The sequence below is a fragment of the Gardnerella sp. DNF00747 genome (assembly GCF_049262675.1).
Classification (GTDB): Bacteria; Actinomycetota; Actinomycetes; order Actinomycetales; family Bifidobacteriaceae; genus Bifidobacterium; species Bifidobacterium swidsinskii.
This window is the reverse complement of the sequence record NZ_CP058394.1, coordinates 1050737-1065548: the sequence shown is the minus strand read 5'-3', so window position 1 is coordinate 1065548 and position 14812 is coordinate 1050737. Positions and strand designations below refer to the sequence as shown.

9 protein-coding genes are annotated in these 14812 nt (G+C 39.7%); 4 read left to right on the top strand and 5 right to left on the bottom strand.

Annotated features, from left to right (window positions below; translation table 11 throughout):
* Nucleotides 1-132: 132 nt before the first annotated feature.
* On the bottom strand, nucleotides 133-4218 hold the full coding sequence (gene hrpA, locus HXT32_RS04075; protein ID WP_422118905.1) for an ATP-dependent RNA helicase HrpA: 4086 nt from the start codon (nucleotides 4216-4218) through the stop codon (nucleotides 133-135).
* Nucleotides 4219-4280: 62 nt separating this feature from the next.
* The gene (locus HXT32_RS04070) at nucleotides 4281-4979 is read right to left on the bottom strand and encodes a class I SAM-dependent methyltransferase (RefSeq protein WP_004110795.1); all 699 of its coding nucleotides are present in this window, start codon (nucleotides 4977-4979) and stop codon (nucleotides 4281-4283) included.
* Nucleotides 4980-5243: 264 nt separating this feature from the next.
* Between HXT32_RS04070 and hflX the strand changes: the two genes are divergently transcribed.
* From hflX to HXT32_RS04050, 4 genes are all read left to right on the top strand, one after another.
* On the top strand, nucleotides 5244-6698 hold the full coding sequence (hflX, locus tag HXT32_RS04065; protein ID WP_100066741.1) for a GTPase HflX: 1455 nt from the start codon (nucleotides 5244-5246) through the stop codon (nucleotides 6696-6698).
* Nucleotides 6699-6841: 143 nt separating this feature from the next.
* Nucleotides 6842-7804 carry an L-lactate dehydrogenase gene (locus tag HXT32_RS04060; RefSeq protein ID WP_004107125.1) on the top strand — a complete coding sequence of 321 codons (963 nt, stop codon included), beginning with the start codon at nucleotides 6842-6844 and terminating at the stop codon, nucleotides 7802-7804.
* 125 nt (nucleotides 7805-7929) lie between these two features.
* Nucleotides 7930-9414 carry a sensor histidine kinase gene (locus tag HXT32_RS04055; RefSeq protein ID WP_004110792.1) on the top strand — a complete coding sequence of 495 codons (1485 nt, stop codon included), beginning with the start codon at nucleotides 7930-7932 and terminating at the stop codon, nucleotides 9412-9414.
* 186 nt (nucleotides 9415-9600) lie between these two features.
* Nucleotides 9601-9873, top strand: coding sequence for a WhiB family transcriptional regulator (locus tag HXT32_RS04050; protein ID WP_422118904.1), 273 nt, complete (start codon nucleotides 9601-9603; stop codon nucleotides 9871-9873).
* A gap of 6 nt (nucleotides 9874-9879) precedes the next feature.
* Here the strand turns inward: HXT32_RS04050 and HXT32_RS04045 are convergent, their stop codons facing one another.
* From HXT32_RS04045 to HXT32_RS04035, 3 genes are all read right to left on the bottom strand, one after another.
* The gene (locus tag HXT32_RS04045) at nucleotides 9880-11751 is read right to left on the bottom strand and encodes an FtsK/SpoIIIE domain-containing protein (RefSeq protein WP_421783738.1); all 1872 of its coding nucleotides are present in this window, start codon (nucleotides 11749-11751) and stop codon (nucleotides 9880-9882) included.
* A 187-nt stretch (nucleotides 11752-11938) separates the two neighbouring features.
* Nucleotides 11939-13237, bottom strand: a complete 1299-nt coding sequence (locus tag HXT32_RS04040) for an LCP family protein (RefSeq protein ID WP_012914040.1) — start codon at nucleotides 13235-13237, stop codon at nucleotides 11939-11941.
* 104 nt (nucleotides 13238-13341) lie between these two features.
* On the bottom strand, nucleotides 13342-14775 hold the full coding sequence (locus HXT32_RS04035) for an LCP family protein (RefSeq protein ID WP_041160486.1): 1434 nt from the start codon (nucleotides 14773-14775) through the stop codon (nucleotides 13342-13344).
* Nucleotides 14776-14812 lie beyond the last annotated feature (37 nt).

Genomic DNA, 14812 nt, shown 5'->3' with positions numbered 1-14812 from the left:
AAAGCAATAGAATTATAATTGGCAATAGCTTAGCAACTGTGCAAATAAAGTTTGTTTGCAACGTTATGAGCAATATTGTTTACAACATTGCAAGCGCTAAGAAAAAATATATGCATATATGCGAAACAGCTTTCACCTTCCGTTAATCATCTTTCGCATGCGTTGTATGCTAATCGGATATGCAGTTCCCAATTCTTGCGCCCAAAGAGATACATAGAATTCTTCGCACATCCAACGTAATTTCTCAGCGATTATTTGTGACTCGTCATGTGCTGGTCCTGATGGGATTTTCTGAGCGTCTTCTTGAGCTTTTACTACAAGCTTATGTGCTTCATCTGCCTGCCAAGCCCAACGTACGTCACGGTTTTTGTCTGCCTTAGCTTTAGTAAGACGAATCACGTCTGCATGCAAGTAGCGTTCAATACGAGGCAGAGAATCAGATGGAGTTTTGGCAATAAACCCTTCGTATACAAGACTTGCAGTGTGTTCGCGGATTGATTGCAACACTGAAAGCAAAGGCAAATCTGCTTTGCCAGAAACAGCTTTACTAACTTCCGCATCACGCTTTAATATAGCAATCACATCGTGAGCTACATCGTATACCGTATCCTCGTATATTTCGGAAATGTTGGCAACAGTTTCGCGTAATAAATTGTCGTCAGTAATATTATCTGTGTTCGCAATTAGTCGTTTTACTGCAGCCATTTGCAAGTCTTCTGCTAAAGCGTTAGAAGTTGAATAAGGTGCAGATGCGAGCATTAAAGATTCAGCGCCAAGCCAGCGAGAAGTAATACGCTTATTGTCTAAATGCAACATGTTTAGCGCACCCTGCCATACCATTTGCGCGCGCGAAAGATTTGTAGCGCCTGATTTGTGCAATAAATCAGCTCTTTCTACAACGTTTCCAGCTTGAGCTGCTTTACTTGCTTTACGATTTACAACCGCTCGCGCAGATTCTTGAGCTTCTTTTGCAAAGCGTTGTTGCAATGCAATTAATGACTTATCTGTTCCAAGAATTGTAGGTTTTACGCGATTAGAGTATTTGTTACGACCTGCAGGTTTATTGCGACTTTCGTTAGCTTTTCTCTCTTCAACACTAAACGTCATGCGCAAGTATGGTGAGAGTCTGCTTATTTGCTCGTCGTCGAAAACTTCAGGATGTATTTGCGCTCCAATTACACAAATTGCAGCTTTAGTGAAAACTTCTCTAAAATCTTGCCATTCGCTTTTTATATTGCTTTCTGTTTCTCCAGTCCCAGGAAGCTCGTCGTAATGTTCGTCAATCCAAGAGCGAATTTTTTGAGCAGTATCAGGAGCTGGAACAAACTGTACTCGTAGAGCTTTAGGCAAAGATTTAATCATGCCAATAATAAGCTCATCTAATAAACCTGGAACATTCCAAGTAAATTCTTCAGGAGTTAAGCGCGAAAGTACGTAAAGCGGCACATGTACAGTTACGCCGTCCAAAGGATTAGCTGGATCATACACATAACTTAAACGCAACCTTATAATCTGACCATCTGTACCAACTGTATCCCAATGGTCAGGATAGTCAGCTAAATCAGTACTTTGCGTAGTTTGTAAACGTTCAACTTCATCGGGATTAAAGTCTAACTTGTGTGGATTTTCTTCGCGGTTATCTTTCCACCATTTTGCAAGAGCTGCAATAGTAGTTGCTTCTTGAGGAATGCGAGTGTCGTAAAAAGTAAATAAATCTTCGTCGTTTACAGTTTCGCTTATTTGACGAGTGCGATTTGCTTGATTATCTGCATCTTCAAGCACATTGTGATTATTTAAAATAAACTCATCGTGTGCAAAACGCTGTTGCACATCTGCTTCAACTAAGCCTTGACGAATCATAATCATTCGAGCTTCGTAAGGATTAACTCTAGTCCATTGAACTGTGCGATCTTGAACAATAGGCAATCCGTATAGTAATACTTTAGATTTTGCTACAGCAGCACCTTTAGAAGCACTCCAATGAGCGTCAGAATACGTGATTCTAGTAAGATTTTTAGCAAGAGGCTCAGCCCACGCAGGATCGACTTGTGCGCAATATCTTGCCCAAAGTCTAGATGTTTCAACTAATTGCGTACACATAACCCATGAAGGAGTTGTTTTCGAAACAGATGAAGCTGGGAATATTGCGAATCTTCCTCCGCGTGCGCCTTGATAGTCGTTTTTAGCCATTTTTTGAGCGCGTTTCATAGCTCGAATTTTTGCTGATCCATGCAAATTAGCAAAATCTGAAGCTTTTGGTTCACGCACTACTTGCATTCCCAACATAGAAAGCAATCCTGCAAGCATCGACGAGTGTATTCCTTGCGAATCCCAAGAGCAGCACAAGCTGTGAGCAGCCTGTTGATTATTAGGAAGCTGACGAATTTCCAAAGATACTCTTTTAGATGGAATAGGCTCGCCAACTTTATAATGCAACTCTTTACATAAGTCTTGAAGTTGATTAACTAAATCTTTCCACTGTTTTAAACGCAAAAAGTGGAAGAATTCCGCTTTAGAAAGTTTGCGAAGAGCATTATTGCTCATATTTCCGTCTGCTTGGAAAATATAATCCCAAATATTTAAAGCAGTTAAGAAATCGCTTGTTTCATCCGCATAACGATTATGAAGTCTATCCGCTTCTTCACGCTGTTCTTCAGGGCGCTCGCGAGGATCTTGCAAACTCAAAAACGCAACAATTACCAGCACAGCTGCAAGAGTATTCGGAGTTGTTTTACGCGCCGCTTCAATAATCATGCGTCCTAAACGAATGTCAATCGGCAATTTCGAAAGCTCGCGTCCAATATGAGTTAAAGTAATGAAACCTGATTTTCTGCTTATTGCGCCAAGCTCGTTAAGCTCATTAAAGCCGTCGCTTACTGCTTTCATATCAGGAGGGTCAATAAAACCGAAATTCGTAATATCTTCGCCAGTTTTAGCAACGCCTACTGAAAGCATGTGTAATACTACTGCTCCAAGCGAAGTGCGCAGAATCTCAGGATCGGTAAAACGAGGTCGAGTTTCGTAATCTTCGCGCGAGTAAAGTCTAATAGCAATTCCGTCCGCGATTCGTCCGCATCGTCCAGAACGCTGATCTGCGCTCGCTTGAGAAATCGGCTCTATAGGAAGCCTTTGCACTTTTGCAGACTTAGAATATCTGCTAATTCTCGCAAAACCAGGATCGACAACGTATCGAATCCCAGGAACAGTAAGCGAAGTTTCAGCAACGTTCGTAGCAATAACAATGCGTTGATGAGAGTGATGTTCAAATACTCGATGCTGATCTTTTGCAGAAAGACGCGCAAAAAGCGGCACTATTTCAATAGCATCAGCTCGCTTCATATCACTTGCTCGAGTGCCAAAATATGAGCGTAATCCTGCTTCAAACTCTCGAATATCGCGCTCGCCAGAAGCGAAAACCATAATGTCGCGCGCGCCTTGCTCGTGGTTTGAATGAATCACTAATTGAGCACATGCGCGAGTTACTGCAGATGTCATATCTTCATCTGTAATATCGTCTCGATTGCTTTCGTTAGATTGGCTTTCTGCAACAGTTTCCTCATCCATTGTTATGTCTGCAAAGCCGGGGACGTGTTGCATAAGTGAAGGAGCGGATCCAAGTGGTTCATAAAGAACTCGCACAGGGTAAGTGCGTCCAGAAACTTCAATAACAGGAACTTTTGTGTGTAAAGCTTGCTCAAAATGTTCACGGAATTTTGCAGAATCTATTGTTGCTGAAGTAATAATCAGCTTCAAATCGCGTCTTTGCGGAAGTAAAGTCGTTAAATATCCTAGCAAAAAGTCAATGTTAAGACTGCGTTCGTGAGCTTCGTCAATAATAATCGTGTCGTATTTAGTAAGAAGAGGATCTCGCTGAATTTGCGCAAGTAAAATACCGTCAGTAACAATTCGAAGCTTTGTTTTAGGTGAACTTTCGTCGGTAAATCGCACTTGATAGCCGATTTCTTCGCCTAGTTTTACTTCCATTTCGTTTGCGATTCGCTCAGCAACAGTGCGTGCAGCTAAACGGCGAGGCTGAGTGTGCACGATTTGCTTACCTCTTCCGCCTCTTCCAAGCTCAAGCACCATTTTTGGGATTTGCGTAGTTTTACCGGAGCCAGTCTGTCCGGAAACAATCACGACTTGTGAAGACTTAATTGCTTCTATTATTTCGTCGTGTGCTGCGCAAATAGGAAGCTCAGCAGGGTAGTCGAATTTCATAGTGTATATTTCTTTTCGTAGATTTTTGCTTTTTAGTACTTCTTTAGTATTAGTACGTTTTATTATTTCGTTTTTATTACTTCTATAATTCGGTATCCTTTAGAACTTGCATATTTTTCAACTATGTAGTTTTCGCCAAGATTTTCAGCAAGCCAAGGAATAAGTGAGTCTGAGCCAAGATTTTTTTGCACAACTAAGTAAGCTGCTCCTCCTACTTTTAAACGCGGAATCCAAGTCATCAAAATGTCGTGCAGCATTTCTTTTCCAACGCGAATTGGGGGATTGGACCATATGAGATCAAAATTATTAAATTCCAAAGTATTATTTTCTTTTAAAGCGTCATCTACTAAAGAAGTGCGAATATGCTTTAAGCCAGCGTTTTTTGCGTTTAGCTCAGTAAGCTCTAGCGCGCGCTCATTTACATCTACAGCTACAATCTCAGCTTCTGGAGATTCTAAGCCCATTGCAATGCTGATAGGCCCCCATCCGCATCCAATATCAAGGAATTTGCCATTTTCCGGTGGTTTTGGAGCATGTTTTAGTAGCACAGACGTGCCTAGATCAAGCTTAGAAGCACTAAATACTCCGTTTGAAACTTGTACAACAGTTTCATGATTTCTCAAAGTTACATGTAACGTTCTTCGCTCATCGCAAGATGATGGTGTTGCAGAAAAGTATTGTTCGCCACTGATTTTTTGCGTTTTTTCTGATTTTGGTGATTTGGTTTTATCGTATTGTTTAAATTGTTGATGACTGTCCATGATCTCGCTCAAAAATACCGTATTTCGCCTATAAATTTAGATTTATTAATATACTTTTTTCTATTGTATCTTTATTTACATATCATACATATATGTTGTGTTCATATATTGTCGTCTCAAGTTACCATAATAAGACAAACGTTGTAAAACGCTATTTACAATGAAATAGAGGAGGGACAGTTGGCGGATAGTAATGTGGCATCCGGGCGAGATGATGTGCTTAATTCAAACGATTTTTCCTCCCTCGAAAATGATTCTAATAATATGAATGAGCATAATCTCACCAATAATGCAGTGCTTTATGCTCATTCGGATGTGCTTCTAGACACTACTTCTGACAGTGAAAAGCATGATGAAGTTTGGCAGGAGCGTGAATCTCGTAATGCTTTAAAGCGAGTAGCTGGTCTTGGCGAATTACAAGATGTTACCGAAGTTGAGTATAGAAAGCTTCGTCTTGAGCGCGTTGTGCTGGTAGGAGTGTGGTCTAGCGCAAAAGGAACTCTTGCTCAAGCTGAAGAATCGTTGCGTGAGCTTGCAGCGTTGGCACAGACTGCTGGTGCTGTTGTTTGCGATGGCATGTTGCAACAAAGATATAGGCCGGATGCTGCAACTTATGTTGGTTCAGGTAAAGCGCGTGAGCTTGCAGCAGTAGTTGCTCAGCATGATGCGGATACGATTATTGTTGATGATGATTTACCTCCTAGCCAGCGTAGAGCTTTAGAAGATGCAACCAAAGTTAAGGTTGTCGATCGCACTGCTGTTATTTTGGATATTTTTGCTCAGCACGCTACAAGCCGTGAAGGTAAAGCTCAAGTTGAGCTTGCTCAATTGCAATATATGCTACCTAGGTTAAGAGGCTGGGGTGCTGCTCTTTCTAGGCAGGCTGGTGGTAGAGCTGCAGGAGATGCTGGTATTGGTTCTAGAGGTCCTGGCGAAACTAAAATCGAAATGGATCGTCGAGCTATTCGCAATCGTATTTCTAAACTTCGTCACGATATTGCGAATATGGCACCTGCGCGCGATGTAAAACGTGGTTCTCGTAGACGACGAGATATTCCAACTGTAGCTGTTGTTGGATATACGAATGCTGGCAAGTCGTCTATTATAAATCGCCTTACTGGTTCACAAGAATTAGTAGAAAATGCACTGTTTGCAACTCTTGATACTGCAGTACGTCGTTCTCAAACTCAAGATGGTAGAAGCTATACTTTGGTAGATACTGTTGGTTTTGTTCGCAGACTTCCAACTCAACTAGTTGAAGCATTTAAATCCACTTTGGAAGAAGTTGGACAAGCAGATGTTATTTTGCATGTAGTTGACGGTTCGCATCCAGATCCTATTTCGCAAATTAATGCAGTAAACGAAGTTCTCGCCAATATTTCTGGTGTAGGAGATATACCTCAAATTATGGCATTAAATAAATCAGACATGATGAGTGATGCTGCGCGAGAACGTTTTTCTTCTCTTTATCCTGATGCCGTTATTGTTTCTGCATTTAGTGGCGAAAATTTGCAAATATTGCGCAATCGTTTAGAAGAATTGTTACCGTCTCCTCGTGTTCGTGTAGATGTAACTTTGCCGTACGAGTTTGGTGGATTATTATCAAAAGTTCGTGAAAATGGTGTAGTTGAAAAAGCAGAATATGTAGATTCGGGGGTTGAACTTATTGCTTGGGTTGGACCATCGTTAGCTGCAAAACTTATGAAAGTAGCGTTGTAATAATAAATTCCGGTGGTGCGATTAGAGTAAAGGTGTTCATACCAAAAGCTCTTAATGTGAGAGCAGCCCTTAGTAATGCATAAATCGTGGTATTTTGTGTGCTTATAAGGGTGTGATAGGTTGTTGAAAAGAGGTTTTTGCTCATGGTGAGTTCGCAGGTTAAGCCAACTAAGCTTGCAATTATTGGTGCCGGCGCGGTCGGATCTACTCTCGCTTTCGCTGCTGCTCAGCGTGGTGTTGCGCGTGAGATTGTGCTTGAAGATATTGCTAAGGAACGTGTTGAAGCTGAAGTTTTGGATATGCAGCATGGTTCTAGCTTCTATCCTGCAGTTTCTATTGCCGGTTCTGACGATGTGGAAATTTGCCGTGATGCTGACATGGTTGTGATTACTGCTGGCGCTCGCCAGAAGCCAGGTCAGACTCGTTTGGAGCTTGCAGGTGCCACTATCAACATCATGAAGTCAATCATTCCGAACGTTGTGAAGGTTGCTCCTAACGCAATTTACATGTTGATTACTAATCCTGTTGATGTTGTTACGCACGTTTCTATGAAGCTTTCTGGTCTTCCAGCAAACCAAATGTTTGGTTCTGGTACCAACCTTGATTCCGCTCGTCTTCGTTTCTTGATTGCTCAGCACACTGGCGTTAATGTTAAGAACGTTCACGCATACATTGCTGGCGAACACGGTGACTCTGAAGTTCCACTGTGGGCTTCTGCAACCATTGGTGGTGTTCCAATGTGCGATTGGAACGCTCTTCCAGGTCATGAGCCACTTGATGCTGCTAAGCGCGAAGAAATCCATCAGGAAGTTGTTAACGCTGCTTACAAGATTATCAACGGTAAGGGTGCAACAAACTATGCTATTGCTATGTCTGGTGTAGATATTGTTGAGGCTGTTCTTCGCGATACTAACCGCATTCTTCCAGTGTCTTCTTTGCTCGATGACTTCCACGGCATTTCTGATGTGTGCATGTCTGTGCCAACATTGCTTAATCGCAATGGTGTAAACTCTCGTCTAAACACTCCAGTTTCTGATCGTGAGTTGGCTGCTTTGAAGCGTTCTGCTGAAACTTTGCGCGAAACTGCTGCTAAGTTTGGTTTCTAGTTTTAAAGAGTAATTTATAAATTATTAAACCGCTTCTTCTTTTAATTGAGGAGGAGCGGCTTTTCTTATTTAAAACAACAACATACCTCACAGAATTTTCTGTGAGTTCGATATATTATTACATTATGGCTGATTTTTCTAACATTCTTGCTACTCGTCCTGATTTTAATGACAGTGATCGTGAGTGGCTTCACCATTTGGTGGTCGATTGGCAGGTTATTGCAGATTTGAGTTTCGCAGATTTGCTGCTGATTATTCAAAATGGTGACGGTGATTATGTTGTTGCTGAACAATGTCGTCCTTCAACAGCTATTACTTTGCGTACTGATGATTTGTTAGGTAAAAAATTAGATGATTCTTTAGTACCTGAGCTTAATGAGGCGATGAAATCTGAGACAAGTTTCCACTCTTCGACCTTACGTTCTATTGGTAGAGCTACTGTATGCTACGTTTATGCTCCAGTTCGTCATAGGGGTAAAACTCTCGGATTGGTTATGCGCGAAACTAATTTGGCAACGCGTGAATCTAATGGTCGTTATGAAACTGAAAGTATTAATGCTGGTAAGACTTTATTTGACATGATTCCTCGTGAACAATTCCCATATCGTGAATCTGTATTAAATCAACGACATAATGCTCGAGTATCCGATGGTTTTATTGTGCTAGAAGACGATGGAATAGTTCGTTATGCTTCCCCTAATGCCATTAGTTGTTTCCGCAGACTTGGCGGATTAAACACTATGCAAGGTGAATATTTAAGCGAATTTGGCACTAGGTTGTTGCATACGAACGATAATGTTCCCGAAAGTTTACCTCTTGTATTAACTGGAAAAGCTGATGTAGATTGTGAACTTGAAGCGAACCATTCTATAGTTTCCATGCGCTCCTTGCCTCTGTGGGGTCCAAATAATCGTGTTGGAGCTGTAGTGTTATGCCGTGATGTTACTGAAGTTTTGCGGCGCGAACAAGAATTGCGTACTAAAAATGCCACTATTTCTGAAATACATCATCGCGTAAAAAACAATTTACAGGCTGTTTCTGCTCTTTTGCGTTTGCAAGCTCGTAAGACAAAATCTATTGAAGTTAGAAAAGAACTTGAGGAAGCTCAACGTCGTGTGCAAACTATAGCACTAGTTCATGAAGGCTTGAGCCAAACTGCTGACGAAATTGTTGATTTTGACAAAGTTATTTCGAGTTTGTTGAAGATGTCAATTGAGTTGGCGTCTCAGAATCAAAATATTGATATTGATTTTGTTGGAAAATTTGGCAGATTAGCAGCTCAGGATGCTACACCATTATCTCTTGTTTTAACTGAGCTAGTGACGAATGCAGTTGAACATGGTTTTGAAGGTCGTGAAAAAGGTCATATTCGTATTGCAGTTGGTAGGGGCGGAGACAATCTTAATATTGTCGTTGAAGATGATGGAGATGGTATAGATAGCGAGTCTTCTCATGGAATGGCTAAACCATCTGGCTCTGGCCTTGGAACGCAGATTATAAACACATTTGTCACTAACGATTTTGGTGGTACAGTTCGTTGGTCTCCTCGAAGAGAGGGCGGAACTAGGGTAGTGTTAGACATTAAATTGCGTGTATCTGGTATTGAGTAGCTTTAGTAAAAATTGTTTTCCAACGTGTATTAAATGTTATACATTTAGTGTAAAAAGTACAGGAACAATTAAAATTGCTAATAAAGATGCAAAATACCTTGAAAAAACTTTCTTTTCATGATTTCCTTACATTCAGGGGAACTTCTAAAGCTCACCGTTGTAGGTAAGAAATGAGGATAATAATTCATGAGCAACTCGTTTGATTGGCGCACAACAGCAGCATGTAGTGACAAAGATCCTGAACTGTTCTTTCCTCTTGGAAGTGCTGGTACAGCAGTTCAACAGCTTGAAGAAGCAAAAGCAGTATGTCGCTCATGTGATGTTGCAACAGAGTGTTTAAAATGCGCATTAGAAACTAACCAAGATTACGGTGTGTGGGGAGGATTAAGCGAGGATGAGCGTAGAACTCTAAAGCGTCGAGTACTGCGCGCACGTAAAAATCAAGATGCGTCACTATAGATAATTTTATTCTAGGTGCACTATTTGAGTTAAACTTGCTGATCCTGGAGTGATTAAAACACATCGTCCTGGAAGTTGATAGTCTTCAATATCAAAACTTTTAGATAAAGCAGAAGGTATTCCAAGCATTGTATCTGTGCCCACATCTCCTGTTGGAAATATTATCCTTACTGGTGCTTGCTCAGGTAAACGTAAGTAGCGAGAAGTGCTAGTGCTCATAATAACTGGGCATTGTTTACTATTTAATCTTTTTTGAAAAGCAATAGCAGTTTGTTTAGTATTTAGCGGATCAAGCAATTCATCTGCATCGTCAATAATAATTGGCGTATTTTCGTTGTAAATGTTATTAATGTTTTGTTCGCATAATGATTTTCCTGAATATATTGGTAGGTTTAAAGTTTTAGAAATTATTTTTAATATTGTTGTTTTGCCTTGTTTCCTACTACCAATAACAGCTATATTCCCAAGGTGAATTGGTAATAGAGCAGGATATAAGTGTATGGTATCGTCTTGCAACCCAATAATAATATGCTTCGTATAAAATTCTTGAGTACGTAAACTTTGAGATATTTTTTGCTCCGAATTTTTGTATTTGTAATTATTTGAATACTCTGCAAGTTGTTTTGCTGAAAGAATCGACGGCAATGGTTTGCTAAATAATTCTGGAGAATGATCATGATGGCAGAATCTACCAGCTAACTGTATTGCTCGTACTAAATGTGCAGGATTGCTGCTTTGAGCACATCGCAAAGCTTCTACTCCTTCTCCAATATTGTAATATGCGGCTCCTGGCGTATTTGGGCTTATTCTAGCTGCATGCGCTGTTCCTAATAATTCTTGCGATTGCATTCCGTCTCTAACTCTCAAGCAAATATTAATAGAAATATTAGCTTTCATATCTGCGCTTACTTGTGCGAGTGGATTTTGAGTTCCAGCAATAATATGCATTCCCAAAGATCTGCCTACTGATGCAATTCGTATAAGACGAGGCATGTAGTCGGGAAGTTGATCTTTTAGAGCATGAAATTCGTCAATAACAATAAGCAATGAAGGTTCAGCTGGGGTTACTTGTGCAATATTATTACATCCATGATGAGCTACTAGTCTTTCTCGTCTATTTAGTTCTAGTTCGAGACCTTTTAGAGCGCGTATTGCGTGTTTAAGATTTAGATCTCCTACGTTTCCCATAGTATGTGGGAGTTTAGATAGTATGTCAAAAGTTGCTCCTCCTTTAAAATCCATAAAAACAAACCGTAGCTGCTGCGGACCGTATTGAAAAGCCAAAGCTAAACACCAAGTCGTAAGAAGTACTGATTTACCAGAACCAGTTGTTCCAGCAACTAAAGCATGTGGCCCATTGTTAATTAAATCTAAATAGCAGTAGCCATTATTACTTATTCCAAGTGGAGCTATAAGGTGTTTAGTTTTTGAATTAGGCAAGTAGTTATAAATATTTGTATTTAGATTTTCCTTCATACTATTGGATTTGTTTTTTATGTCGTATGTTCCTGCATTTTTTAACCATGTTTGCAATACTTCTTTCCAGTGATGTTGCGTATTAGAAATTGCATTTCTTCTCATAAGTAATGTTTCTAAACTTACTGGTGTAATAGTATCTGGCAAACTTTCTACAGTTTGTTGATTATAAGTTACGTTATTTGACGATTGCGTAGTGTTTAATAATTGAATTTGCTGATTTTGTTGAACATTTTGAACAGAATTTTTCTCAGATATGTATTGAAAAATTTGTGGAATAAGACTTGCTATGTACATCATAATGCTTGGAATAATCATGGTTAGCATCATCCAATTATCTTGCATCCATGCCATTATAGCCAATGCTACGTGAGCGAATATGGGAACTATACTCGCTGTCATCTGTACATGCATAAGTACTTTAGTTGTAGACATTCCTGTATTAGATTTGTTGCCCATAAATGTATGAGACAATATTTTTGATTTTTGTGCAATACTTATGCAAGATTGTGGTTAAAAGATACGAGTTTAGTGCTTTCTAAGTTGTGGTATCTAATTGAAGTGTTGTTTACACAACAATACTTCGAAATTATTGTTGCTCTGCAAGAGTTCCAACTGATCCAGGTTTATGAGTTCCTGATGCAAGTTGGTTGAATAAATCTAAGTTTTTAGCATCATCGAGAAGCACAGATGAACCAACTCCTGGAACTTGATAGTCAGGATTCGTCCAATATACTGTTCCAGATATGCCTGACGGTCCAGTTGCTTCTTTGAATGCTTGAGCCATTTCCCATAATGTTCCTGGATTGGTTTTCTCATCAAAAATAACTGAAGCAAGTCCCGTTTCAGCAAGCTTTTTTACTTTTCCAAAATTCAATAAGGTATTGTGATCTAAAGCTTTTTTCATAATAGCTGCAATAACCATTCGTTGGCGTGCAGCTCGTCCAAAATCAGATTCTGGATCTGCGTATCGCATTCGCGAAAATGCCAACGCTGTATTCCCATCAACGTGATGGCATCCAGAAGTCCAATTTAACCCGCTAAACTTATCGCTTACTGTACGGTTGTAGCATAAATCAATGCCATCTATAGCGTTAACAACATTAGTAAGACCGCCAAAACGTATTTCTGCAACATGGTCAATGCGATGACCTGTAATTTTTTCTATTGCTGCTGTTAATGCTTTATTTCCAGCTGCTTGCGCAACGCTATTAATTTTTACTTGTTCGCCATTTAAAGAAACAAGAGAATCTCGAGGAATAGAAATTAGAGAGCTGTGACCATTGCTCGGCTTTGTCAATACAAGAATAGTATCTGTTCTAAATCCTGTTATCTCTTTAGCTTCTTCGCCTTCTCGTTGATCAGAACCAAGAATAAGCCATGCTTTGCCTTGAGTGCTAGGAGTACTAGTAAGCCAAGTAGTGCGGTTAATTCTTGAGTCAACCCAGTTCCATGAATATACCCCAAAACCAGTTACACCTATTGCCAGAACAACAAAAAATGCAATAAATGCATGTAAAATTCTGTGCGGTTTGTGCGGTAGTATTTTTGCTGTACTTCCAACTGCTTTATTTATAGTTGTTGGAATACGCATTTGTGAAATAGAACTTGTGCGCGGTGCTGGTCTTGGTTGCAATTGCGATGTGTAAGAAACAGGTCTAGAAGAACATTGTTCTGGACTTTTTAAGATTCTTGTTCTTTGAGTTGTAGGCGCAAAAGACGGCGCTTGTGATGGAAGTGCATTAGACTCTATTTTGCCTCTTTTTACGCGTTTTGGAGTGAAACTAGGAGGCACGTTCGAGTTAGATGAATCGTTATTATGAGAAGGAGTGAAGATAGGTGGGTTTATATTATCTTCAGAAGGGTCCTCATACAATCTCGAATTCATTCATCCTCCAAAATAAGCATGTATCTTCAATGACTATGAATACATAATATATAAATTTTATGTTCGTACATTATATATTCATAGATTACATCTTGCTTAAGTGTTTATTTTTTTCTAGGCACAGCGCAAAGTACATTGTTTGCATACTTGTCTGCAAAGCCAACGTATTGTCCTGTTTGTGGATTGTGAATAGTTCCATTTTCAGGATTTACAATTCCTCCAGTATTTGGATCAATAAGTTGTCCTTGAGAATTTTTTATTAATCCTGTTTTTGGATCAACACGTCCCATCTTCTTTGGATCTGTAGTTTTATTAAGCTTGTCGTTTTCGTTTATATTGTTATCGTCATCCGTATCTTCATTGTCTTGATTATTCGTATTCTTAGACGAATTATTGGCATTCTTTTTGTTAGTGCCGTTAGTTTTATGATTTAGCGATAGCGGTTTATTTTCACGCATCAAATCCCAAATATTGTTTGCTTCATCAGACCACACAACACGATTTGGATCATAAGGATCTGGAATAACAGGAGTAGTACGAGCATAAATATGTGAAGAATCTAATTTACGCATGCTTAATGCCAAACCGACCAAAGTGGTAGGATTGGCCAAGCCTTCACTTATATTCAATGCTCCCAACGATGCTTTTGCAAGCTGGTAAAGCTCACTTGTCTGAGTAAATAAGTTTTTAGATAGTGCTTGATGTAAAAGCTGTTTAATCAAGTATTGCTGTCTTGTTGTTCGCATTATGTCAGAGCCATCGCTTGCTGTATCGTGGCGCATTCTAGCGTATTGAGTAGCAAGTCGACCATTAAGATGCTGCATTCCTTGTTTGAAATTCACGCCCGTATAGGCATCGCGAGTTGCTGTTGGGATGCACACAGATACTCCACCAACTGCATCAATCATATTGCTTAATCCACTGAAATCAGCGACTATAAAATGATGAATATTTAAACCGGTAAGTGAATTAACAGCTTTTAACGAGCATGATGCTGCTGAAGCTAAATCTCCACCTTGCGCATATCCTAAGGCGAAAATTGAATTAAACATCACATGTTTTCTTGCAGGAATATGTCCTTTTGTAGTGTCGCATGCTGGTGCGTTTACCATAGAATCTCGTGGAATAGAAACGATATTCATGTATGATCTATCTGCGCTAATTTGAACTACCATAGTAGTATCTGACTGATGATCACCAGTTTCGCCGTCATGTGTAAAGCTCTGATTATTCCCATCTCGAGAATCTTGACCTAAAACAAGAAAAGTTACTGGTTTGCCTGCGTTAATATCAAGTGTTTGATTAGCTTCTGGATCTTTAGATATAACGTTTATGACTCTGTTACTTACAGCAGAAGAAAAATCTAACCACACTGCAGCTATGATTGTTGAAAAGAATGTAAGTACTGAAATAACAAACATGCACAGTATCTTGCGCGTGCGGTTAATCATTCTATAACCAAGACTATGATGAGGAGTTGAGTTCCAATCTTCGCCTGGTTGGTACCGCATGCCTTCAGGATACCGTGAAGTTGTCATCGTACCTTCTTTCTCAATAATGAGTAACCTTTTAGGT